Here is a 24,621-nt window from a genome sequence, read left to right on the forward strand (position 1 = left end):
CAGCATAGACACAGACTGCAATACCTGCACGGTGGATGGACTAAAGGACGGCCTGGTCCCGAGGAATTCCCGCAAATCTACGCCAGGAAATGAGCGCACCGGTTCATGCCTGATGCGGGTGCTCTGGAAATGACGTGACCGACCCGTCGTTCGAGCCTGAAGACCGGCCAGTTACAGTGCATAACAGGCCAAGGCGGCTATCCGTCTTTTTTGCAGCGCCTGTGAAAACGCCTGCTCAGGCCTGGCTGATATCCAGCAATCGAGGCATGGCGATCGCCAGATAGTCCTGCGTATCGAGCACCATCGACGCATCCAGCCGCCCCGCGTTAAAGGCTATTTCGGCGTAGCCTGTGGTCAAGGCCGGATCGACGATCAATTGAATCCGCTCATCGAAAACAAAAGGAGGGATGGCGCCGATCCGGCACCCGGTCAGTTCCATGGCGGTTTCGGCCTTCACCAGCTCGGCTTTTTTCCCGCCCAGGGCCGCTCCGACTTTCTTCATGTCCAGCTTTTGGTCGCCTGGCAGTATCACCAGTGCATAGGGGCCGGCCTGACCCTTGAGGGCGCAAAGCATGGCCTTCGCGCCTTGGCCGGGCTCGGTGCCACGGATTTCGGCGACGCGCGCCGACTGGCCCTCGGCATCGTGCATCAACACCCGGTAAGAGGCTGAGCGGGCATCGAGTAATGCCACGAGGCGATCGAACATGGGATGCATGTAGTTTTCCTCTGGTTTACAGGAACAGGTCGTAGGACAGCTTGCTGATCAGAATCACCAGTAACACCAGGAATAGAGCCCGGACAAAGGGCACGCCTTTATGAACCGCCAGCCAGGTGCCGGTGAGCGCGCCCAGGATGTTGAATGCCGCCATGGGGATTGCGATCAGGTAGAGCACGTTACCCGTCGGAATGAAGAATATCAGTGCGGCTACGTTGGTCGCGATGTTCACTAGCTTGGCCGATGCCGAGGCATGGAGAAAGTCGAAGGCGAAGCAGCGGATAAACAGGAAGATCAGGAAGCTGCCAGTGCCGGGACCGAACAGACCATCGTAGAAACCGATGGCGCCGCCGATGACGATCGCCAGCAGTTTTTCCTTGGTACCGATGCGCATGGGTTTGTGCAGGGCGCCGAAATCTTTTTTCCAGAAGGTGTAGATCGCCATCAGCACAATCAACACCAGCACCGCCGGCCGGATCATCGACTGGGGTACGAACGACACCGTGGCGGCTCCGAAGAAGGCCATGACAAAGGCCGCGCAGGCGGCGGGGATCACAAGCCCCCAGTCGATCACCACCTTGCGCACGAAGGACCGGGCCGCGAATGCGGTACCGCAGGCGGCCGCGACCTTATTGGTACCCAGCAGCGCCGCCGGTTGAGCGGTGGGTAGCACGTTGAATAGCGCGGGAATCTGGATCAGTCCGCCGCCGCCCACCGCCGCATCGATCAGGCCGGCGGCGAAGGCGAACACGCAAAGGATGACAATATCGACCATGAAATCAGGCTCTGACTATGTAGGGTTGATGAGGGTCCAGCGGCACCACGCGTGCCGGATCATTGACCCCGAAGACACGCAACATCCAGCGATCACGGCCGTCGTAGCGGGGGGTAAAACCATCCCGGGCATGCAGGGTTTGCTGGTTCTTGAAGATCAGCATGTCCCCTGGTTGCAGCATGATGTGGTGCACGACATCGGGATGATTGGCGGCGGCGGCAAACAGCTGGAGGGCAAACTGCGCAGGGGCGCAGGTCGCTTCGACACTCGCTTTGTTATAGCGGCAATACAAGCCATCGGTTGCGCTTCTGTAGAGCAAGGGGACGTTTTCCAGCACATTCCCCTGCTTGCCGAAGGAGGCCGGTCGGCGAACAGTGAAGTTCGGTCGTGACAGTTCTTCTTCGACGTAGGCCGGCAGAATGGCCAGCACCTCGTCAATGGCGACGATGCGCGTCGGCACCTCGAGCTCGCAGCGCAGGCCGGTCAGGGACAGGTACTCCGGACAGGCCGACAACTGCGAGACGGGTTCGCAGGTCAAAGGCAGGTGAGGGTTGTCGACATGCATGTCCAGATCCGCGCGCGAGCCATAGGAGCTCTTTTCGGTCTCTCGCTTGCGCTTGGGCGATACGTGACGGAACACGGTGTCGGTGCTTTCGCCCTCGTACGCCAGCGGACGGGTTTGCAGAGTGTGCAGCACGGACAAAATAGCCCCGGCCAGAATCGACAGGTTCTCGATACCCGGCTCCAGGTCATAGGGCGTGGCAGGCAGTTGCGGGTCCAGCGGCAGCCCCCTGACGATCATCGCCACGTCACGGGCTTGTGGAAAATTGCGCAGCTGCTGGATTTTCTCGGTGCCCAGGACACTTTCCAGCAACCGCCCCAGGGCCGGCATGTGGCGGATCCCCGAGGCGCTATCGGTCACGTCCAGCGATGCCAGCCCGGCCTGAAGTGTGCGTTGTTCTTCCAGCGACAGATGAATTTGCGGTATCTCCCGTCGGGTCGAAGTCACTGATTTTTTTTCCAGCCTTTCATGAATGACTTCATCAATACACGCTGCGGCTTTCCCGATTACTTCATCCAGCTTCGACACGTCCTTGCGCTCCTGTTTGCACCATCCTTGTGGGTTGAACGGGAAGGTTAACGGAAGGGCCTTTTTTGTGTTGCAATGCCGCGTTGTGAAAAATGCAATGAGGTGGAAAGTGGCATTGAATATGTTGGGGGAACTTGAAGCCTTCGCGACCGTGGCTCGCAAGCGCAGCTTCGTCGCCGCGGCACGGACGCTGGGGCGCTCCCCCAGCGCACTGACCCGTGCCGTTCAAGCCCTGGAGGAAAGTGTGGGGCTCAAGTTGTTCAATCGCTCGTCCAATGCCGTGAGCTTGACCGAAGCGGGCGAATGCTTATTGCCCCACGCGTACAAAATGCTCGATCTGCAACGTGAGGTGGATGAAGACCTGGCCGGTCTCAGCGGCCTGGCCTCCGGCTGGATCCGTTTTTCCGCCCCCGAGGTGCTCGGACACGGGGTATTGCCCCGGTTGATCGCGCAATACTGCGAGCGTTATCCAGACGTTAACATCGATGTGATTTTCACCGATGAGATCATCGACCCGGCCAAGAGCAAGCTGGACTTCTCGATTCGCGGTGCGTTTCCACAATCCAGCGACTTGATCGGCTTTGCGCTCTGGAGTTACTCACGTTACCTGTATGCCAGCCCCGGCTACCTGGAGCGCAACGGCATGCCCGACTCCATCGAGGCACTGGAGGCGCATTCGCTGATCCTGCATACGGCGCCGCGGATTCTCAAGGAGTGGAATTTTCGCAGTGAGGAGCAGGCCATCAGCTTTCGGGTTCATCCAAAATTTCGGTTCAGCTCCGGCCTGGCGGTATTCCAGGCAGCCCTGGCGGGCGTCGGGATCGCCCGCCTGGCGGATTGGATGGCGGAACCCGAAGTGGAAACTGGGCGCCTGCTCCGGGTGTGTCCTGAGTACAAGCTCACCTCCAGCAGCGGTGAGAGCCCACAGATGCACGCGGTATACCCGGCCGGAAACTTGCCGCTGCGGGTGAAGGCATTGATGGAGATGATCCGTGGCTTAGGTGAAAGCCTCGAATGTAAACGCGGCTCAGCACCTCTATGAAGTCGGCCCTCACGTCGCTGTGAGGGGGATTCATTCAAGCATTCTGAATCGCCCCGGCACCGTAGACATCTCCAGCCTGCCAGGCTACGTTCATTAATGAGGCGTCATGGGAGGAAGGTAAAGGGTGTAAGCGCTGACCTTAGATTCCTTGTTCAAACGCTATATTGGGCTCCACTCCAAGTACTCCCGCGGGCAAGCAAAGCGTGTGTTACTCGGCGATTCAGCCATCCAATTTGGTCATGCCAAAATCACAATGGAAGTCACGGAGCAACTGAGTGACTGGCTCTCCCATCAAGCTCACACCAATGCAGTTGCAATCTTTCTGGAACGCCAGGCAAATCCCAGCACCATCAGCAGCCCTAGCCCCGCCACTGCCGCTCCAGCCAGGGAAATCGCCGGATAACCTAGCCCTGCATTGATCACCGCACCGCCCAGTGCCGCACCAATCGCATTGCCGAAGTTAAACGCACCGATGTTCACCGCCGAGGCCAGATTGGGCGCGTCCTTGGCAGCTTCCATGACGCGCATCTGTAGCGGCGGCACCAAGGCGAAACTGGCGATACCCCATATCAGGATGGCAATGGCCGCCGGCAGCGGCCAACGCATCAGTACCGTAAACGCCAGCAACACGAGAATCAGCACGCTCAGCGAAACGATCAGTGTGCGATCTATCGAGCGGTCGGCGGCCTTGCCGCCCCACATGTTGCCCAGTGTCAGGCCCACACCGAACAGAACCAGCATGGCGGTTATGTAGGCGGTGGACGCGTGGGTCTCGCTGCTAAGGATCGGCGCGATGTAGGTGAAGACGGTAAACATTGCGCCCGAGCCGACTACCGTGAGGGCCAACGCGCCCAGCACCGGGCCACGGCCCAGTACGCGAATTTCGGCCATTACACCGACGCCTGGCGGCGCCTTCAGGTTGGGCAGGGCGAACCATAACGCGGCCATGGCGACCACGCCGAGGCCGGTAATGCCCCAGAATGCAGTGCGCCAACCGAACATTTCGCCAAACCAGGCGGCCAGCGGCACACCGCCAATGGTCGCCAGGGTGAGGCCCATAAACATTGCCGCGACCGCTCCGGCACGTTTCTCAGGGGCGACCACGCTGGCAGCAACGATAGAGCCAACGCCAAAGAACGCACCGTGGTTCAGTGAGGTCACCACCCTGGCGATCATGAGGCTGTAGTAATCGGTCGCCAGGGCTGACATCAGATTACCCAGGGTGAAAATCGCCATGAGTCCGATCAGCAGATAGCGCCGGGGGATCCTGCCGGTAGTCAGGGTCATCAGCGGCGCGCCGAGCAGTACACCCAAGGCGTAAGCACTGACCAACAGTCCCGCAGCGGGAATAGAAACGCCGAGATCCGCAGCGATGCCCGGCAACATGCCCATGGGGGCGAACTCGGTAACACCGATGCCAAAGGCACCTATGGCAAGTGCGACAAGTGGTGGATTGATACGCATGGAAGGCTCCTTATCTATGCCGCCAATGCTACGATCCAGCGTTTTAAGGCGGTAGATAGCATTTTTGGCAATCACCTATGCGTAAGGGGCACAAATGGACTTCAACGGCAGAACCGGTGACATGCTCGTGTTCGCCACCGTGGCGCAGGAAGGCAGCCTATCGGCTGCCGCGCGTGCATTAGGGCTCACACCCTCGGCGGTCAGTCGGATCATCGCGCGTACCGAACAGCGCCTTGGCACCCGACTGCTGTTGCGCACCACCCGAGCGATCAGCTTCACTGCCGAGGGCGAGGCTTTCCTGCGCGGCGCCCGGCGTATCCTGGCCGATATGGCCGAGGTGGAAGAAGCCATCGCCGACCAGGGCGTACCCAGGGGCCGATTGCGGGTCAGTGCCGCCCTTGGCCACGGGCGGCTGGCCATCGTTCCCTTGGTGGCGGCATTCAGCGCCCGCCATCCGAACATCTTGGTCGACCTCACCCTCGGCGACGAAGTGGTCGATATTCTCGGCGGCCAGGCCGATGTGGCGGTACGTTTTGGCCATCTGCCCGACAGCCCGCTGACCGCGCGCAGGATCGGCGACACCGGCCAGGTAGTGGTGGCATCGCCCGAGTATCTGCAACGCCACGGCATCCCTCGCGAACCGGAAGACCTGCTACGGCATAACTGCCTGCGCTTCAACTTCCGGCGTGCCGAACCCAACTGGCCGTTCATCCGCGACGCAAGAGAGTTCTCCCTGAAGGTCTGCGGCAACATCGAATGCAGCAGTGGTGAAGCGCTGGCACAACTTGCGCGAGTAGGTGCGGGCATTGCGCGTATCGGCGAGTTCAGCGTGAGCGAGGATCTGCAGCGCGGTGACCTGATACCGCTGCTGGAAGCCTGGAACCCCGGCGACCGGGAACCGATTCATGCGGTGTTCGTAGGCGGCTCGGCAATGCCGGCGCGGGTGCGATTGTTCGTAGACTTCTTGCTGGAGCATCACCGGATGTAAGCGGTGGCGTCAGCTGATTGAACGAACCATTGGAATGGATCAGTGAGAGATTAGGAATGCAGGTGTGCGAAATGACCTGGTCGGCCCGGGTCTCGTTGTTCGCGATCAGTTGATAGGTTCCACCGCGCGCCTCATGCGATAGCGCATAGAACGACGACAGCGACGGCTGATTAACAGTCATTTGCTAGCTGTATTACACGCCTGGCGTGTTCAGCGTCGAACGCCATATTCGTGGCAAATGGGTTTGCGACAACTGCGAAACCTTGATTCAAGAGCCGGTGCCGGCGCAAGTTATCGACAAAGGCATCCCGACTGCCGGGCTGCTGGCTCAGGTGATGATCGTGAAATACGCCGATCATTTGCCGCTGTACCGCCAGGAGCAAATCTTCGGGCGAGCCGGTCTCGCAATTCCTCGATCAACGCTGGCCAGTTGGGTCGGCGCTTGCGGTGTGCAATTGCAGCCACTGGTGGATGCTCTGCGCGACGTCGTGCTTGAGCACAACGTGGTGCATGTCGATGAAACGCCGGTGCAGATGCTCGCACCGGGCGAGAAGAAGACCCATCGTGCTTATGTTTGGGGCTATGCCACGACTGCCTTCGCTGAGATCAGTGCGGTGGTGTACGACTTCAGCCCTGGCCGCTCGGGCGAGTATGCCCGCAACTTCCTCGGCGACTGGAAAGGCAAATTGGTCTGTGATGATTACAGTGGTTACAAAGCCAGTTTTGCACTTGGCGTCACTGAAATCGGTTGCATGACCCACGCCCGCCGAAAGTTTTATGATCTGCACATCACCAATAAAAGCGTGCTCGCCGAGCAAGCGTTGCGGTACATCGCGGCCCTATATGAAATTGAACGCGAAGTCCGCGATTTGGAACCGGATGTCCGGCGACGAATACGTCAGGAAAAAGCAGCGCCCCTGATGGACGCGTTTCATGCCTGGATGACCGCCCAGCGCGAGCTTTTGCATGAAGGTTTGGGGATTACCAAAGCCTTGGATTACAGCCTAAAACGTAGGGCTGCGTTGAGCCGTTATCTGAACGACGGCACGGTGCCCATAGACAACAACCATATCGAGCAGCAAGTTCGACCTTGGGCTCTTGGAAGAAAAAACTGGCTGTTCGCCGCGTCACTACGCAGTGGCCAACGCGCTGCTGCTCTAATGAGTTTGATCCAGTCGGCCAAGCTCAACGGTCACGATGCGTATGCTTATCTGAAGGATGTTCTTACTCGCCTGCCGACGCAGCGGGCGAGTGAGAGTGGGGAGTTGTTGCCGCATCGATGGCAACCGGCTTAGCTGCACAAGACGGCATTTCCGGAAGCTTACAGTGCTTGGGCGTACGCTCAGTGTAAAAATCGAATGGCCTGCATGGGTTCGGGATCTTAGTTTTATGTGGTGCAAACCAAGTTGCCGACTCGTGCAGGCTTCTCCCATAACTCCAACTTCTTAATTTTTCTTAAGAAGAATCGAGGAAGCGGAGGGTCAACCCCTTACTCTGTTCACTCTTCAATCTGATCAAGCAGTACTCCAACCTCACTCATAAAGTCTAAAGCTCGTTCCCTATTAACCCCGATTCGAGTTTCAAACTCAAAAACTTCTATACCATTACATATTTCATTCAGAGCCGCATAAATGAGCAAAAGCTCCTCACGTTCGATACTGATGCTAGTCTGATTAGATACAGATTCAATGATTTTCATTATTCTCACTTCAAATTATCAAAATATGCACGCCCACCGGTAGGACGAAATGCGGTTCCACCATCAACAGCGTTGGGGTTTCTGATAACAACTGTACCACTAGCCTCATCCCAAAAGGCACTTCTTCCTCCACTCAGTTCGCGAGACGACGTAGGCTTGCTAACAACTTCTTTAATATGCTTCGAAAACTCCTCACGTGTAGTTATCCCAAGGTCTTTATATTCTTCTTGATCAACCACATGCTTATCAAATGCATGACCGTCAGCTATTTCTTCAGCAATTTCCTGCGCTCGTTTTCCCGCATTGGCAGCAGCCGTTGCGGAGCTCCCAGTGACTTGGGCATCGGTACCAGCCTCAATAGCTCCGCCTTTCCCGGCGCTTGTGCCCCCTCCAGCTAATGCTTCTCCCTCAGCAGACTCACTGAACATTCCCTTTATTTTTGACAGGAAGCCAACGCTGCCGGCGGCTCCCTCCTCCAAGAAAAACTCTGGGAAGAGGCCAGTCAGTATCAGCAGAGAAATATTTTTCTTGAGCTTGTCAATGTCGGATACCGACTGCTGCATCGACATTCCGTTGTCATCAGACTGATCCGTAGGATCAAGGTGGAACCCTTGGTCATTGTACTTCTCCGCCGTCCCACCAATCAGGCTGCCCGTCGCTGGATTTCCACCCGCCACACCGGCCGCAATCAATCCAATGATCTGCGCTGTGCCGATTTTCAGTTGGCTTCCTGCGGCGCTCAAGTCAGTCGCATCAAAGCGGGAGCTGACGAACTCTGACAGTAGACCATTCGCAATAGGCGTCAGGCCCTCAGCCACACCGCCTGCGATGGCTCCGCTGGCAAAACTATCACCGCGAGCCTTGGCGATCAAACCGCCCAACGCCGCATGCAGGATCAGCTTCTCAGCAATCTTAGGCGCTACTTCCAGGCCCGCCGCCAAATCACCAATTGCCTTGTTACCTAAAGCGGCGCCAAGATCGATGCCCTCACCGATCAACGCATCTCCTAGGTTCGAGCCAAAACTTCCACCATTGATAGCAGTAGACACACCACTATTGATCAGGGCATGAGTGCCGCTGCGCAATAGGGTATCCGCCCAGTTTTCCGGGCTGAGCATACTGGAAGCATAACCTGGGTTCTGCAACGGCCCAGTGCTGATGACTTTCGATCCACCATTCGCCGCTCCGCTAGTGCCGGAAAACCATTTGGTGTCTGCATAATCGATAAGACCTGCCGTAACACCTGCGATAGCAGCATTTTTCAGGCTACTGCCGCTGAAAGTATCCTTGAGCGCGATACCCAGGTTGCCCTTGTTGGAAATCGTACTGTTGATTGCTGTGCTGGATAGACTGACAGCCACTGCTGCCTGCATAGGACTAAGCCCAAGACCTGCTGGCCCCATTACCAGAGATAGAGCGATGGCAAGGATTACCTGAGCACCAGCTCCCAGCCCGGAATGGCTGTACTTGAAGGACTCGTGCACCTCCTTGACCATGCGCCAGTCCACGTCACCGCGCTTCTCTGCCTCCTTCATCCACGCAAGAGCTGGATCGGCCTTGACCATCGCATCAATGGCCTGGCTAACGGTTTCCTGATCGACCTGTTTCACGTCAATGTGTAGGCCTTCAACAGCATTGATCACCAGTTCTCCCTTCGCGGTGATCTGGCTCTGACGCAATGTTTCATCGGTCGCGCTTTTGGTCGACATCGATGTCCAAGCCAGGCTAGTACTGCTCTTCTCGTGGCTCTCCTGATGCAGATCCTTGACTGCCTCGAAGGTCACTGAACCGCCACTGTTGATAATCAGGTCTTCGCCGCTGTTGAGCTTCGCTGCCTGATAGCGCTGGTTTCCACCGCTGGCGAGCACCATGTCGCCGCCAGAGGTGATCTGACTACTGATATTGGTAACTTGCGTGACTTCGTCACGCTTGGTTTTCTTGGCGCCGAAAGAGCCTTTGCTCTTTTCATCGTAAAGGGAGTAATCACTGTTCTGAGCGGCGAAAACTCCAAGTTTGTTACCCGCTGCGAGATACGCTTCCTTGCCAGCAGTAATGCTGCTGGAGATCACCGCCATGTCTTTACCGGCCGTCACGGCCACATTCCCACCAGCGCTTATACTGCTCGCGACCTGCCGGACGTGGTCCTCCTGAATCGTCAGCTTTTTACTTTTGAAGAGAAAATGGTTTTCATCTGCGGCTGAAGCAATAGTTACGTCACCCGCCCCGACCATGGCGATATCCCGCTCAGCATCGATGTCGCCCGCAACAACCGTAACATCGCGGCCAGCCTGAACCGAAACGTCCCTCCCGGCACTGATACTGGCGCTGTACTGAGTAGTGCTGCTGCTGTTGCGGTTGACGCCGCGACCCAGACTATTGGTGGCCTGCGCGGAAGCGATGTTCACGTCCCGACTGGCGCCCAAGATCACGTCACGCCCACTTTGCAGTGCGCCACCGATGTTATTGATATCTCGCCCCGCCGAAATATTCAGGTCGTTGGCCGACTCGACGCGAGCCGCGCTGTCGACGTAATCGTTACGAACCTGATCTTTTCCGTAAGCAATCTGCGACGAAGTCACCGTGCGCTCGTTTGTTACATCGCCTGTAAGCGCCGTTAACGCCACATCCTTACCGGCGATAACGCCGCCCGCCTTGTTGGTGAGGTCCTTGCTGGCCAACAGATCCAATCGACCACCCGCCTGCACCAGCCCGCTGCTGACCATGTCCTGGCCAGCAACGGCAGACAGGTTATTGGTGGCTTTTAATGTACCGGCATTGGTCAGGTTCTTGCCGGCGATCATCGTCACATCGGTGCCTTGAATCAGCGCCCCATTAGGTGCCAGCCGATTATTGGCCTGCGCCATGTACAACACCGGCACCAGCACCTTCTCGCCATTAACCTCATGTTCTTCAAGCCAGACTATGTCGTGAGTCAGCGCCGCGACCTGTTGCGACGTCAGGGTCACACCAACTGCGAGATTGAGTTCATTCTTACTCGCGATCGCGTTGTTCATCAGGTACTTGAACTGATCCTCATTGGAGGTCTGGCCATCGATGAAGGCTTGGCCGGTGCGAGCGACCACAGCTTGCTGTACCAAGCGTTGTTCGTAGAGCCCGTCACCGAGGCGCTTGGCGCTGGTATCGGGGTCGTAGCCAAGGCGTGTGAGCAAGTAGTCCGAACTCATGAATTGCTTGAGGTCGGTGAGTGCGGGGTTGGTTTCGATCAGGTACTTCGGCGGCTTGACCGCCGTCACGCTGTTAGGGAGGCCTTGCACGCCCACGATTTGGCTGACGGCCGCACCCGAGGTGTCCTGGGCGTTTAGTCGGAACAAGCCGTTTTGACCCGTCGGCAGGCTGAAACCCGGCAACGCAGTTGGGTCAACTTGCAGTTCTGCCAGGTCCGGCGGCAACTGGCGGTTGAGCAAGACGGTTGAAGGTTGGGTCACGCTGAAAACGCTGGTGTTCACTGACCGCTCCTCAACGGCCGTCGTGGTTTTCTGAACCACCAGATTGCTGATGTCGTTACTTGCTGAGACTTTGGAGGCGCCGCCAGCCTGGATGATGGCCGGTGCAGCCGCTTTGCCATCGGCCTGTACCGTCACAGGGTCGTTGATGCCATAAAACAAGGAAGGATCAAACTTCGCGACCAGTTGGCCAAACGCCACGGGATCAAACGGCCCCGAACTCGGATGCTGGTTGTTGTAGGTGCGTACATCGCTCATCAACCGGTAAAAGTCACTCCCCGAAACCCAGTTGCCGGCGCCCACCTCGTGACCGGATGTGCCCGATGCGGAAAGAGCCGCCTGGTTGGTGATGTTGGTGCTGGTGATGGATAGGTCGTTTGCCGCCGACAGCAGGCTGTATTGGTTGAGGACGCTTGTGCTGTTAACCGTGAGGTTGTGCCCAGACACAAATGTGGCCATGGGTGAGTCAACGCTCACGGTGCTTTCAACTGTTTTGTAAATGAATACCGGGCCACGCACACGTGGGCTTTGAGGGCCGTCACAGTGTTGTACGCAGGACATGGTCATGAAGCCGCCTACGACCACCTGCTCCATGCTGAATTTGTCGCGCTGGTTAGCGAAGTTTGCGGCGTCGACGTTGATGTCGCCGCCGGCCTCGATGCTGCCGGAGCGGTTTTCCAGGCGTTGGGCTGAGCTGCCTGGCGCTCTGCCTGTGACGATAAGATTGCCAATGCTGTAGATGTCGGCGTAGCGGTTTTTGATGCTGTTCGCCTGGAGGCTCATATTCCGACCGCTGAATATGAAGCCGCGGCTGCCGTCTTCGGCCTGATCGTTAAGGAGTGTCTCAGCGTTGATGACCAGGTCTTGCGAGGCCGCCAGGGCCCCGTAGTTGGCGAGGCCCGTGGCAGTCACGGTCATATCGCTGCCAGAGGTCAATCGGCCGTAGTTATTCAACTGGCCGATGACATTGATATCGGTTTTACCGCCGCCCGTGATACTGGCGGTAGCGCCGAGGTCCAGCTGAGAGGCAGCCACTTTCAGCTCGGCCAGGCTGCTCATCCGGCCGCTGCCCGAGTAGCCACCGGTCAACTTCAGGCCCAGCGTCCCGTCGCTGCCGATCACGCCGTCATTGACCCAGGTGTCGCCTGTACCGACAAACGCCGTCGACGCCAACAATTGCCCGGTAGCGGTTTGTGTGAAGTCCTTAATGTTGACGTTGAGCGTGCCGGCCTGAATGACCCCGCTGTTGGTCCAGCTTTCGGCATCCAGAGTCAGGTCACCGCCCGTGGTGAAGCTGCCGCCGGCGTTCATTACATCGCTGCTGGCCACACCAAAGTTGCCTTTGCCGGCATGCACGATGCTACCGCCAGTGTTCAGCAAACTGCCGGTCGTGAGGTTGATATCGTTGTTTGCCGTCTCCAGCATGCCGCTCTGGTTATTCAGCCGCCCACCAATCTGGAAGCGGGTGATGCCACTGTTGCCGAGTGCGCGCAGTTTGCCGGTCTGGTTGTCGATGCTGGCCGCTGTGATCGTTAGGGTACTGTCGCTTTCGATAATGCCGAGTCGGTTGTTCAAATCACCGTCGAGGGTCAGGTCGATTATCTGGCCGGAGATTTGGCCACCTTTATCGCCGCTGTTGTCGAAGTTGTTGCCGGTGACGATCACGCCCTGCTTTGCATAGAGCCCACCCTTGCGGTTATCGAAGTCAGCAGTTCGGGTGTCGATCAGCGCGTCACCATCTTGTGCAGCGATGCGTCCGCCGTTGCTGTTGATACCTGCCAGCGCGCGCAAATCAAGCGCGCTCGCCTGGACCGTGCCGCCTTTGCCGTCGAGGTCGTAACCGTTCTTGAGTACGCCAACAAGGCGTGCGGTGAAGGCGTTTTTCAGGCTGGACAGCGTGCCGCCACGGTTATCCACGTTGTCGGCGGTAACGCTCAGTTCGCCGTCCTGGGCGATGATTTTGCCGTCGAGGTTGTCGACATCACCTTTGGTTTCAAGCACCAGCGTCGTTTGGCTTTGCAGCGTGCCGTTGCTGTTCTCCACGCTGGCGACATGCAGGTTGAGGTTTGCGTTCTTGCTGTAGATCAGACCGTCGTTGTCATTCTGCACCTTGCCGGTGGCCGTCAACAGAAGCTGACCGTTGGCGGCGACTGTGCCGCCGTTACGGTTGTCCAGGCCACCGATAAGCAGCGTCATCATGCTCTGGCTGGCGAGCTGACCGCCCTGGTTATCGACCTGATCGGCTCGCTTGAGCAGCAGGTCTCCCACACTGGCGACTGTGCCCTTGGTGTTGGTCAGGGTGCCCAGCAGATCAAGGGTGGCCTCTGCGTTGGTCGCGATGCTGCCGGCAGTGTTGTCCACATCGGTACCGGTGACGGTCAGGCCGAGTTGGGAGCTGATGGCGCCGCTGACGTTGCGCAGCGTCATGGCGGCGGCGACCAGCGTCTCTGCGCTGTCCATCTGGCCCTTGTCGCTGTTATCCAACACACCGTTGACGGTGAGCGTCTGTCCTGCTCCGCTGGACAGGCTACCCTGCCGGTTATCGATGTTGTCCGCACTGACCATCAGCGCTTTTTGGCTAACCAGCGCGCCTGCGTTGCTGTTGTCCAGATCGCCGCTGAGCTTGACGCTGACTTCGCCGTTGAGGCTGGAGAGCTTGCCGTGGTTGCTGTTGTCGAGCTTGCCGCCTTTGACTTCAAGGCCCTGCAACCCAGAGATCAGGCCCAGTTGGTTAAGCACCTGATCGGCTTTGATAGTGAGCGTTTGCTCGCCGATCAAGCTGCCGTTGTCGCTGTTGTTGAGTCTGCCGCCAGTCAGCCGGATACTTACCTTGCTGGCGATTGCACCGCCGCGGTTATCCAGGTCTGCGCTGACAATGCGCAAGTCGCCCTGGCTATAAATTTTGCCTTGGGCATTGAGGAGATTATCTGCGTTGATGCGGGCCTTATCAGCGCTGAGCACCTTGCCGCCATTGCGGTTATCCAGCGTACCTGCGGTAATTTTCGCGAGACGTTGCGCGCTGACAATACCGCCGATGTTATCCAGGGCTTGATCCACCGAAACACGCACGTCATGGCTGGCAACCACACTGCCGTTGTTATGCATGTCCTGGGCGCGGATCTTGATATCGCCCGTGGTATTGCGGGTGTTGTCGTCGTTGACGCCCGCTTCGATGATCGCGTTGTTGGTCAACCGCCCCTGGGTACGAAGCACGATCTGGTCACGAGCCGCGATGTTTTGCTGGATACTCAGCGCATCGCGGGCCTGCAAGTTCACGCTACTGCCGTAAACCGTGCCCTGCATATCGGTACTGGCAGCTTTGACGGTCACTGCGTCAGTGGCAGCGAGTTGCGCAACGGTCAGGTCGCCATTGGCGGCGATCTGAATATCGCCCGCGCTGGCGGCCATTTTCCCGTCAAGCTTTACCCCGACCCCAGCTTCACTGCTGACCAGCTTGATCGCCCCGGCATACATCCCACCCAGGGACGAAGAGTCGATCGCCAGTTGCGGTGCAGTCGCCGGGTCGGCGGCACGCGCGGTGGCCTTGAGCGTCTTGGCGTCAACGTCATTAGCGCCGGCAATGATCGTCAGGTTCTTGGCCTGGATCTCCGCATTGAGCTTGGCCGAGCGGGTGATGATTTCGAAGCGATCGATGTTGTTGGCATTAAGGCCCGCACCTTCGATGGCGACGCTGCCTCCGTCGACTTGGTAACGATTGACCTGGCCGTTTTCGATCACTGCTTTACCGGTGGTCAACGTGGCTTGCGGGGTATTGATAAAACCGCAGCCATTGCAGGTGATGCCATACGGGTTGGCCACGATCACGTGGGCCGACTGCCCAGCCACCTCGGTGTACCCGCGCAACTGACTCGGACTGCCGCCGTTGACCTCGTTGAGGATCACGCTGGCTGCTGTGCCGTTGAGGTTCTGGTTGCCGAGGATAATCCCGCCCAACTGGGTCGACTGGGTGCGGCTGGTGGCGTTGTTGAGGATGACGCCCTGCTGGCCGACGTTGTAATCCTGGAACTGGTTATGGGACAACCCGCTGCCATTGGGCGCCGCGATATTGACGATGGGTACGCCATTGCCCGCCTGGCCCAGCGTAGTCCCCGGCGCGCTGACCACAATCCCATCCGCCTGCGCCAGCAACGGCTGCCAGAACATCGCGTTGGCCAGGATCAACGCCAAGCCGCGCTTGGGCAGTCCCAGGAAAGTGGAGCGCGTTTTCAAGGCCGCAGAAGGTTGGCGCGCAAGAAAGGCGAACTGGCGAACGTCCATGTGATGTCTCGATGCCCAAGGGGCGGTAAAAATTTAAAGGAAGAAATCCAGGCGAAAATAGACCGGCGCTTCACGTTCAGTGATCGGCCCCGGGCGTTCCAAAGAGTGTGCAAAGGTCACCGTGGCGGCGACGTTCTGGCCGCGCGCGAACAACTCCACGGAGTTGCTGCTCATGCGTCCGTGCTGTTCGGCGTTGTAGCGGCCATGGCTGATCACGCCTTGGTCATAACCAAGGCTGGTGCCGTATTCATTGAACACCGGCTGCAACCACGCGATGGTCACCGGGCGGCTCCAGCGCAGGTCGTTGCGCCAGTAGCCGCCGCTATCGCCGGCCAGGCTTTGATCCTTGTAACCACGTATCGATGACTGCCCGCCCAGGCTCATGCGCTGGGGGCTGAACAGCACGTCTTCGCTGCGCTGGCCGGTCATCAGGCTGCTGAAACTGAACGACTCGCCCCACAGCTTGAACGGGTACAGGTAGCTCAGGGTCGCGGTGTATTTGCGGTAGCGCGCATCGGCCTGGCCGGGGCGCGGATTGTGGTTGGCCTGGGCGTCGAATGCGCCAATGCCGTCCTGCATGCCCAGGTCGATGTTGAGGAATGAGCCGCCGATACGTCGACCATGGTTGATGCCGAACTGGGTTTCGCTGAGGCGGTTACTGCTCAACGCGAGCTTGCTGTCTTCGATGAAGTTGTTGGTGCGCAGGTACGCCACGCCGGTGCTGAGGGAGGTTTTGCTCAGGGCGTCGCGGTGAATCACCCGTTCCAGGCGCAGTTGATGGTTCTGGCTGTCGCCGGACTGCTTGAAGTTGAAACCGCTGGCCTGGGCCAGCGAGCGGTATTCGGTTTCGCTGTAGCTGTAATTGAGGTTCCACCAGCCAAATGGCAGGTTGTAATTGAGCATCGAATTGCGCGAGGTTTTTTGGTGGTCGCTGACGGCATCGTGGCCGCCACGCAGGGAGAGTTGGTCGGCCAGGCCCAGCGGGTTGTCCCAATCCAGGCTGGCGCCCCACTGCTGTTCGCCGGTGGCGCGCTGGCCACCGTTGTGGCGGGACAGGCCGACGCGCCAAGGTTTTTGCGGGGTGTTTTTGACCAGCACGTCGCTGCCGCCGACTTCCTTGCCGGGGGCCAATTCCATCTGGGCCTGGTTGGAGGGCAGACGGTTCAGTTGGTCGACCATCTGCTCGATTTCGCGCAGGTTGAGCAAATCGCCTGGTTTGCCTGGGAAGCTCATAAACAGCTGGCGGCCGGTGATGCCGCTGCCTTCGGCGCCCTTCAAGCTTTCCAGCCGGCCTTCCACCACTTGTACCTTGAGGTTTCCGCTGGCGAGGTTTTGCTGCGGCAGATAGGCGCGACTGGTGACCAGGCCTTTGGCGAGGTAGTGATCGGTGATGACTTTGAGCAGATCATTGAGCTGCGCCACGCCGAGGCATTGGCCGATATAGGGTTTGATCAGACTGGCGCGCTCGCCATCGGACAAGGCATCGGCGCCGGCAAGTTCGATGGTGTTGATCGCAAAGCAGCGCGTGTCGGCGGGCGCTGTCGGCTTGGTAGGCGTAGCAGCTTTGCCGGGCAGGTCCTTGAGTTCTTCGAGTCGGCGTTGTTGCTCTTCGAGCAGGCGATCCTGGCGGTCACGGATCAGATCAGTAACGCCGGGCGTGTTCTGCGGGGTAGCGCCTTGAGCTGTCCCAGCAAAGCCCAGGCAAAAAAAAGCGGACAGCAGACTGAGCCTGGTCCGGTGTGCCGAACGCCACATTTCTAGATCCCTCTACATGGCTTTGTGCCATCACTTGGCGGCGATCTTATGGTGGCGTTTTAGTGGCGTCAATTAAATGTACAACTTTGTTTCAGTGGTGACACACGATCACTTGTAGTCTGAAAAATTAAGGCCTTTAACATCAATTACTTAACAGAAATCGTGAACATGCAATTCAGGTCCGTACTTGGCAACGCAATTGGGAGGTAAATTCGCGCCTCTGGCTTAGCCGGCAGTTTTTTATGGGAGAAAACCGCTCAATGGTGGTGCTATTGGCTGATTGCCTTTTTTAGAGGAGTGCGGCCAGTGAGGTATACCCCATCATCGGCGCAGAACGCGCCCAGATTGACGCCAACCGCAGTTTTACCCGGCCCGCCTTTGGTTGAAACGACCGCAGTGACTTTCATGATATTGACCTCGGAATCGTAGGATTTGAGATGCATTCATGCGGGTCACGCTGCGCGCTTTGATCGCCCCGGAAAATCCAAGGCAAAAAAAAGCCTGCATCGCTGCAGGCTTTTCCCTATCTGGCTCCACGACCTGGACTCGAACCAGGGACCCAATGATTAACAGTCATTTGCTCTACCAACTGAGCTATCGCGGAATGCGCCGTATGTTACTGATTGAAAAGGAGAAGTCAAGCTTTCCCTGACGGCCTGGACGATTAATCCGGATGACCGGTTGAAAGCTGCTGCTCCTTGGCCAGGTCCAGCCAGGCGCGCACGGCGGGTGGCAGGTGGGCGCTGGCGCGCCAGGCCAGGGCGATGTGCCAGTCGGTGTGGGGTTCGTCGAGAGGGATCAGGGCGATGCCTGCGTGTTGATGCTTGTGCGCCAGCATGCGGGGCAGGAAGGCGACGCCGAGGCCGGCGGCGACCAGGTCGACGATGAAGTCGATCTGCCCGCTGCGCGCCGCCACGCGGGGTATCACGCCTTTGCGCTCGCAGGCGGCGAGGATCTTGGCGTTCAGGGCGAAGCCGGCTTCGAACAGGATGAACGGCGAGTCCGCCAGGTCGGCGAAGTCGATGCGTTGACGCTGGGCTAGGGGGTGGCCCTTGGGCAGTACGGCCATCAGCGGTTCGTTGCGCACGGGCTGATAATCGAAACCTGCATCCACCGGCAGCAGCAACGCAGCGAGGTCGACCTCCCCCGCTTCCAGGCACTCGCGCAATCTCTTGCTACCGTATTCGGTGAGTTCGATGTCGATGTCCGGATAACGACTGCGATAGGTGGCAAACATCGTCGCAAACAACACCCCGCACCCCACCGGTGGCAGGCCGATGCGCAACACGCCGCGCTTGAGGCCGCGCAGGTCGTTGATCTCGGCGACCAGGTCATGGTGTTCGGCGAGCAGTACCAGGGCGCGGCGGTAGGCGATCTCACCCGCAGCGGTGAGTTCGTTGCGGTGACCCAGGCGATCGAGCAGCGGCATGCCGAGTTCTTCCTCCAGGGTCTTGACCGCCTTGCTCACCGTGGATTGGGTCAAGGCCACCACGTCGGCGGCCTGGGAGAATCCGCCCTGGCGCACCACTTCGACGAACGTGCGCAACGTTCTCAAGTTCATGGGTATTCCTTTAGCGACTGGTATCTAGCGATAAAAGTTGTTTTTATCATGACAGATATTTGCCTATCCTGACCCGCCCAGCCTTGTGGAGACACGCTTAATGATCATCTCGTCCGCCTCCGACTACCGCGCAGCGGCCAAACGCAAGCTGCCGCGCTTCCTGTTCGACTACATCGACGGCGGTGCCTACGCCGAGCACACGATGCGCGCGAACAGTTCGGACCTGGCCGAGATCAGCCTGCGCCAACGCGTGCTGCGCAATGTCGATAACCTGAGCCTCAAGACCACGCTGTTCGGCCAGGCCCTGGACATGCCGGTCATCCTCAGCCCTGTCGGCTTGACCGGCATGTATGCGCGGCGCGGCGAAGTACAAGCGGCAAAGGCGGCGGCGAACAAGGGCATCCCCTTCTGCCTGTCGACAGTGTCGGTGTGTTCGATTGAAGAAGTGGCGTCGCAGAGCCCGCAGTCAATCTGGTTCCAGCTGTATGTGCTCAAGGACCGGGGCTTTATGCGCAATGCCCTGGAGCGGGCCCAGGCGGCGGGGGTCACCACCCTGGTGTTCACCGTGGACATGCCCACGCCCGGTGCGCGCTACCGCGATGCCCACTCGGGCATGTCCGGGCCGTTCGCGGCGCAGCGGCGCATGTTGCAAGCCGTCACCAAGCCGCAATGGGCGTTCGACGTAGGGCTCATGGGCCGCCCCCACGACCTGGGCAATATCTCCAGGTACCTCGGCAAACCCACTCACCTGGAAGATTACATCGGCTGGCTGGCCAATAACTTCGACCCCTCCATCAGTTGGAAAGACCTGGAGTGGATCCGCGACTTCTGGAAAGGCCCGATGATTATCAAGGGCATCCTCGATCCTCAGGACGCCAGGGACGCAGTGAGTTTCGGCGCCGATGGCATCGTGGTTTCCAACCATGGCGGCCGTCAGCTGGACGGTGTGCTGTCCACCGCCAAGGCTCTGCCACCAATTGCCGATGTCGTGGGCGATGACCTGACGGTGCTGGTGGACTCCGGCATCCGTTCCGGGCTGGACGTGGTGCGCATGCTCGCCCTCGGCGCCAAGGCGTGCCTGCTCGGACGCGCCACCGCCTATGCACTGGCCGCCGACGGGCAGCACGGGGTAGAGAATCTGCTGGACATCTTCGCCAAGGAAATGCGCGTGGCCATGACGTTGACCGGTGTCACGTCCATCGACCAGATTGACCACAACACGCTGGTGCAATCAGCCAAATAACTGACGTCAGTGCTTAACGACCGTTTTTTTACTGTAAAAACGGTCTTTGATTTGTAAGGTTTTTTATTTATTTAAACGAAATGGCACGAATCTCGCTCTAACACCTTCCAAGCAGGTCAAGCGATGACAAGACGTGCGGCAGTGCCCAGGGGTTATAAACCCCCAGTAAAGCGGTCTAAACTGTTTCCAATGTTTTACGGAACTGAAGGAACAGTAAGACGCCTGGCATTTGCCACTCTCATCCAGCCTGTAAGACAGCTAAGTGCTTAGAGGCCGTTTGCTTATGAAAACCCCCACCCAGACCAACGCAATTGACTTCGACAGTGCAAAATTGCAACGCCTGGGCTTTGGTCAGCCATCACTCGTACCTCGCCGCCCGACGACCGTCGCACAACTTCGCCAGCAACTGGGGATGCAATTGCAGACCAGCCTGGAACCGCAGCGTATCCTCGCGGTGTTTTTCCGTGAGATCCAGCGCCTGGTCCCCCTGGATGCCCTGCAATATCGCCACGAAACCAGTGACCTGCGCCTGGAGTTCGGCCACCGTGGCCACCACTCGGTGAGCTACAGCCTCAGCCACGAAGGCGAGCACCTCGGCGAGCTGGTCTTTCGCCGCAACCAGCGCCTGCTGGAAGAGGAACTCGGCCAGCTCGAATCACTGCTGTCGACCCTGCTCTACCCGATGCGCAACGCCCTGCTCTACCGCGTCGCCACCCGCAGCGCCCTGCGCGACCCGTTGACCGAAACGGGTAACCGCATTGCCATGGACCAGACCCTGCAACGGGAAATCGACATGGCGCGCCGGCACCTGAACCCGCTGTCCCTGCTGATGCTGGACATCGACCACTTCAAGACCATCAACGACACCCACGGCCATGCGGCCGGCGATAACGTATTGCGCGCCGTCGCCGGGGCAATCAAGAGCCAGTTGCGTAACGTGGACATGGTGTTTCGGTTTGGCGGGGAAGAGTTTCTGATCCTGCTGTCCAACACCGGCCGGGATGCGGCGGCCATGGTCGGTGAACGCCTGCGCCAGGCGGCACAGGCCCAGGATTATTGGGCGGAAGGAAGACGGATCGAATTGACGGTGAGCCTCGGTTGTTCGACCTTGCTGGCCGCCGAGTCGGCCGAGAGCCTGTTGCGTCGCGCCGACAGCGCCTTGTACGTGGCCAAGCGCGAAGGCCGCAATCGCCTGGCAATGGCGGGGTAAAACCCCGCCATCCCCGTTACATCACGCTTCGCTGGCGACGCGCAAAGGGCGCTCGCGCACAGCAGCGCTCGCCGGTTTTTCTTTCTCCAGGCGCATGCAACTTTCCAGGAACAGGTACATATAGTCGTAGCTCTTGCACACGGCCTGGCGCAGCTCTGCCTGCAGTTCCCTGGTCGGGTTCATCCCGGCCAGTGTGCAGATGATTTCCAGGGCTTCCCAAGGATGGGCGTCGTCGTACTGGGCGTGCATCTTCAACCACTTCATCGCACGCTTGCGCTCTTCCTCGGGAAAGGCTGCCGCATACACGCCGGTGGAGCACACCACCGCCGACCATTCCCCCGTCGCCCCCTCAATCGCATAGTTGGTCGCGGCAATGGCCACGATCAACGAATCGGCCGAGCTGGTGTGCCAGCACCAGTGGCTCAGCGCATGCAACTCCGGCGGCACGTCCTGGGCCTGCAGTTCTTCGAGGCTGACGCCATGGGCACGCGCCCAATGCACCCAATAGTCCGCGTGGTTCAGCTCCACACGGATATTGCGCATCAACCAACGGCGCGCCATGTCTTCCCCCGGATGGCGGGCAAACTTGGTCTTGGTGAGGTTCTGTGCCATGTACAAGGCAAACTGTTCCACCACGGGCCAGCCACCGATCAGGTAGTGACGCATGGTCTTGGCGCTGAGCGTGTTGTCACGCATGCGTTGGTACAGTTCGTGTTCGACAACCCGGCGCTTGCTCTCGCTGCAGTCCTGGATCAATTGCTGAGCCCAGGCGGGGTAGCTTGAGGCTTCCATAAGCGGGCCGGTTCTGCTGAATGTGTCGATCACTATTAAGGCTCCTTTTTAAGTGTGATTTACAGACCGGCAAATGTTTCAGCGGAATGTGCCGGGCGCCCTGAATAACAGAGGCTGCGGCCGCACGGGTCGACACTGCAAGCTATCGAAGGTAAACAATTGCGGTCGTTCAATCAGGTAGCCCTGAGCGTAATCCACACCAATATCGAGCAGGGCCTGTTCGATTTGCGGTGTTTCAACAAACTCGGCAATTGTGCGCTTACCCATGACATGGCCGATGTGATTGATCACTTCAACCATCGCGCGGTTAATCGGGTCGTCCAGCATATCCTTTACGAAACTTCCATCGATCTTCAGGAAGTCTACAGGTAAATGTTTGAGATAAGCGAATGAGGACATTCCGGCGCAAAAGTCATCCAGCGAAAAATGGCAACCTAAGGCCTTGAGTTCATTAATAAAGCGGATGGCACTGCCCAAGTTTGCAATGGCACTGGTTTCGGTAATTTCAAAACAGATCATGCTGGGCGGAATAGCGTAAGTATGAAATTTCTCTCGCAGGAATCCGAGAAAGTCATCATCGCCAATCGTTATACCTGACAGATTGATCGCACACAGGGCCATGGGACGGCCCGGACGCTCGTTAATGCAACGGGCAATAATCTCAAATACATTCTCCACCACCCAACGGTCCAGGGACGTCATCAAACCATAGCGTTCGGCGGCCGGGATAAAGCTGTCCGGCAGGATTACACGCCCCGCCTCATCGTGCAGGCGCAGCAGTATTTCGATATGCCCATTGCCGCCGTCGGTATGCCCGAGGGGGGAAATTTCCTGGGAGTACAGGCAAAAGCGGTTCTCCTCCAGCGCCATGTGCAGGCGCTGCACCCAGGCCATTTCGCCAAAGCGCAGGGACAGTTCGGAGTCGTCGGCGTGGTACACCTGCACGCGGTTGCGGCCTTTTTCCTTGGCCATGTAGCACGCCATGTCGGCGGCCCGCAGCGAGGCCTCCAGGGTGGTCGGGGTGCTGGCAATGTGTACCAGGCCGATACTCACGGTGGTCATGAACGGCCGCCCTTTCCATACGAAATGCAGACTTTGCACGGTATGACGCAGGCTTTCGGCGATTTTTTCCGCCACCGCCACCGGGCAGTTCTCCAGCAGGATGCCGAATTCATCGCCGCCCAGGCGCGCCAGGGTGTCACCTTCGCGCAGGTCCGACTGCAACAGCGCGCAGATGTGCCGCAACAGTTCGTCGCCCGCCGCATGGCCGCAGGTGTCGTTGACCAGCTTGAACTGGTCCAGGTCCAGGAACATCAACGCATGCCGCCCGGCCTGCGCCTGCCCTGCCGGGTGCAGCACCTGCTCCAGGCGATACTCGAATTCGCGGCGGTTGGCCAGGCCGGTCAGCGCATCGTGGGTCGCCTGCCATGACAGATTGGCGATGTACTGGCGCTCCTGGGTCATGTCATGCAGCACCAGCACCGCGCCCGAGACCTTGCCGGCGCTGCGGATCGGCGCGCCCACCAGGGTGACCGAGACCGTGCTGCCATCCAGGCGCTGGATCGTCTTCGAATGCTCGCTGCCGCCGCTGAGCTGGCCCTTGACGATGTGTTCGATCAAGGTGAAGCCGTCCGGCTGTGCGTGGTCTTCCAGCAACTTGAACAACGCTGCCAGGGGCTGGCCCTGGGCCTGCGCCGAGTGCCAGTGAGTCAGCGCCTCGGCCGCCGGGTTCATATAGGTAATGGCACCGTCGACGTCGGTGGTGATCACCCCGTCGCCAATCGACTCCAGGGTGATCTGCGCCCGCTCCTTTTCTTCCTGCAAGGCATCGGCGAAGGCATGGCGCTGGGCCAGCAGCTTATGGGTGCGCAACAGTGCCAATACGATCAGGCCCAGGGCCGTCGCCAGGTTCGTGATGACCAGCAACCGCAGAATCATGCGCGAACCTTCGCCGAGAGCATCGCTGAAGGCCTTGGCGGCGGGTGTCACGCCTTCGTTGATGGCGATGATATGCGCCTTCCACTGGCGCACATCGTTGGCGCCGATCTGGTCGTGAATGATCGCCTGGTGCATCTCGCGGGCCAGGTCATCCAGTTGAAGCAGGTAACCATCGCCTACGGTCCACAGTTGGATGGCTTTTTCCAGGTAGCTGAAATGGCGAAAGTTGAGGTACAGCCAGATCAGGCTGGAGACATCATCCGGATGGTTGCCCCCTTTGAGGATACCCAGGCGGGCTGCGGCAAGGTCGGGCACGGGACGGTCAAGGGCAACGCGCAGTTCGTGCCCGCCCTGGGGCACGGCAATGGCCTGCTGGTACTTGAGGTACGTGCCGGCGTCGCGATTATCGGCGTAGAGCGTCAGGTAATAGATGGCGTCCTTCTGGCCCTTGGACCACAGGCTCTCGCCGGCCACGTAACCACGCACGGCCGAAAGCACGTAGAGACTGACGCAGCCCAATAATGCCTGGAACAGCACCACGGCGATAAATGGCCAGACAATGCCCAACAACCGGGGCGTTCCTAAAGTCCGCTTTTGCTTCATGAAG

General features: G+C 58.8%; 14 protein-coding genes, 1 tRNA gene and 1 pseudogene. 5 read left to right on the forward strand and 11 right to left on the reverse strand.

Features of this window, described 5'->3' with window-relative positions; genetic code table 11:
• Positions 1–235: 235 nt before the first annotated feature.
• Genes PspCFBP13509_RS22925 through PspCFBP13509_RS22935 form a run of 3 tightly spaced genes read right to left on the reverse strand, consistent with a single transcriptional unit; the run spans position 236 to position 2,580 of the window.
• Positions 236–715, reverse strand: a complete 480-nt coding sequence (locus PspCFBP13509_RS22925) for a YbaK/prolyl-tRNA synthetase associated domain-containing protein (protein ID WP_027603983.1) — start codon at positions 713–715, stop codon at positions 236–238.
• 16 nt (positions 716–731) lie between these two features.
• Positions 732–1,490, reverse strand: coding sequence for a sulfite exporter TauE/SafE family protein (locus PspCFBP13509_RS22930; protein WP_027603982.1), 759 nt, complete (start codon positions 1,488–1,490; stop codon positions 732–734).
• A 4-nt stretch (positions 1,491–1,494) separates the two neighbouring features.
• A complete protein-coding gene (locus tag PspCFBP13509_RS22935) occupies positions 1,495–2,580 on the reverse strand; it encodes a TauD/TfdA family dioxygenase (protein ID WP_137212742.1) in 1,086 nt (361 codons plus the stop codon).
• A 109-nt stretch (positions 2,581–2,689) separates the two neighbouring features.
• Between PspCFBP13509_RS22935 and PspCFBP13509_RS22940 the strand changes: the two genes are divergently transcribed.
• Positions 2,690–3,622, forward strand: coding sequence for a LysR family transcriptional regulator (locus PspCFBP13509_RS22940; RefSeq protein ID WP_027603980.1), 933 nt, complete (start codon positions 2,690–2,692; stop codon positions 3,620–3,622).
• A 297-nt stretch (positions 3,623–3,919) separates the two neighbouring features.
• On the opposite strand, the gene PspCFBP13509_RS22945 is transcribed toward PspCFBP13509_RS22940, so the two are convergent.
• Positions 3,920–5,086, reverse strand: coding sequence for an MFS transporter (locus tag PspCFBP13509_RS22945; protein WP_065947610.1), 1,167 nt, complete (start codon positions 5,084–5,086; stop codon positions 3,920–3,922).
• A gap of 94 nt (positions 5,087–5,180) precedes the next feature.
• On the opposite strand from PspCFBP13509_RS22945, the gene PspCFBP13509_RS22950 reads away from it, so the two are divergent.
• Positions 5,181–6,074 carry a LysR family transcriptional regulator gene (locus PspCFBP13509_RS22950; RefSeq protein ID WP_137212743.1) on the forward strand — a complete coding sequence of 298 codons (894 nt, stop codon included), beginning with the start codon at positions 5,181–5,183 and terminating at the stop codon, positions 6,072–6,074.
• A 188-nt stretch (positions 6,075–6,262) separates the two neighbouring features.
• Positions 6,263–7,369, forward strand: a pseudogene (gene tnpC / locus PspCFBP13509_RS22960) (IS66 family transposase); the annotation flags it as partial.
• 203 nt (positions 7,370–7,572) lie between these two features.
• Here tnpC and PspCFBP13509_RS22965 read toward each other — a convergent pair.
• The 5 genes from PspCFBP13509_RS22965 to PspCFBP13509_RS22990 all read right to left on the reverse strand — a co-directional run bounded on the left by PspCFBP13509_RS22965 (position 7,573) and on the right by PspCFBP13509_RS22990 (position 18,831).
• Positions 7,573–7,773, reverse strand: a complete 201-nt coding sequence (locus tag PspCFBP13509_RS22965) for a hypothetical protein (protein ID WP_065923907.1) — start codon at positions 7,771–7,773, stop codon at positions 7,573–7,575.
• 5 nt (positions 7,774–7,778) lie between these two features.
• A complete protein-coding gene (locus PspCFBP13509_RS22970) occupies positions 7,779–15,515 on the reverse strand; it encodes a two-partner secretion domain-containing protein (RefSeq protein WP_137212744.1) in 7,737 nt (2,578 codons plus the stop codon).
• Between the two features lie 33 nt (positions 15,516–15,548).
• On the reverse strand, positions 15,549–17,270 hold the full coding sequence (locus PspCFBP13509_RS22975) for a ShlB/FhaC/HecB family hemolysin secretion/activation protein (RefSeq protein WP_137212745.1): 1,722 nt from the start codon (positions 17,268–17,270) through the stop codon (positions 15,549–15,551).
• Positions 17,271–17,798: 528 nt separating this feature from the next.
• Positions 17,799–17,874: transfer RNA gene (locus tag PspCFBP13509_RS22985), tRNA-Asn, on the reverse strand.
• Positions 17,875–17,934: 60 nt separating this feature from the next.
• A complete protein-coding gene (locus tag PspCFBP13509_RS22990; protein ID WP_074847374.1) occupies positions 17,935–18,831 on the reverse strand; it encodes a LysR family transcriptional regulator in 897 nt (298 codons plus the stop codon).
• Between the two features lie 100 nt (positions 18,832–18,931).
• On the opposite strand from PspCFBP13509_RS22990, the gene lldD reads away from it, so the two are divergent.
• Positions 18,932–20,074, forward strand: coding sequence for an FMN-dependent L-lactate dehydrogenase LldD (lldD, locus tag PspCFBP13509_RS22995; protein ID WP_065923910.1), 1,143 nt, complete (start codon positions 18,932–18,934; stop codon positions 20,072–20,074).
• 283 nt (positions 20,075–20,357) lie between these two features.
• Positions 20,358–21,284: a GGDEF domain-containing protein gene (locus PspCFBP13509_RS23000; protein WP_137212746.1), complete on the forward strand. Its 927-nt coding sequence runs from the start codon at positions 20,358–20,360 to the stop codon at positions 21,282–21,284.
• A 21-nt stretch (positions 21,285–21,305) separates the two neighbouring features.
• Here the strand turns inward: PspCFBP13509_RS23000 and PspCFBP13509_RS23005 are convergent, their stop codons facing one another.
• Positions 21,306–22,076, reverse strand: a complete 771-nt coding sequence (locus tag PspCFBP13509_RS23005; protein ID WP_370737680.1) for a TenA family transcriptional regulator — start codon at positions 22,074–22,076, stop codon at positions 21,306–21,308.
• A 78-nt stretch (positions 22,077–22,154) separates the two neighbouring features.
• The gene (locus PspCFBP13509_RS23010) at positions 22,155–24,617 is read right to left on the reverse strand and encodes an EAL domain-containing protein (RefSeq protein ID WP_137212747.1); all 2,463 of its coding nucleotides are present in this window, start codon (positions 24,615–24,617) and stop codon (positions 22,155–22,157) included.
• Between the last annotated feature and the right edge of the window lie 4 nt (positions 24,618–24,621).

Source organism: Pseudomonas sp. CFBP13509, assembly GCF_005233485.1.
Lineage (GTDB): Bacteria > Pseudomonadota > Gammaproteobacteria > Pseudomonadales > Pseudomonadaceae > Aquipseudomonas > Aquipseudomonas marginalis.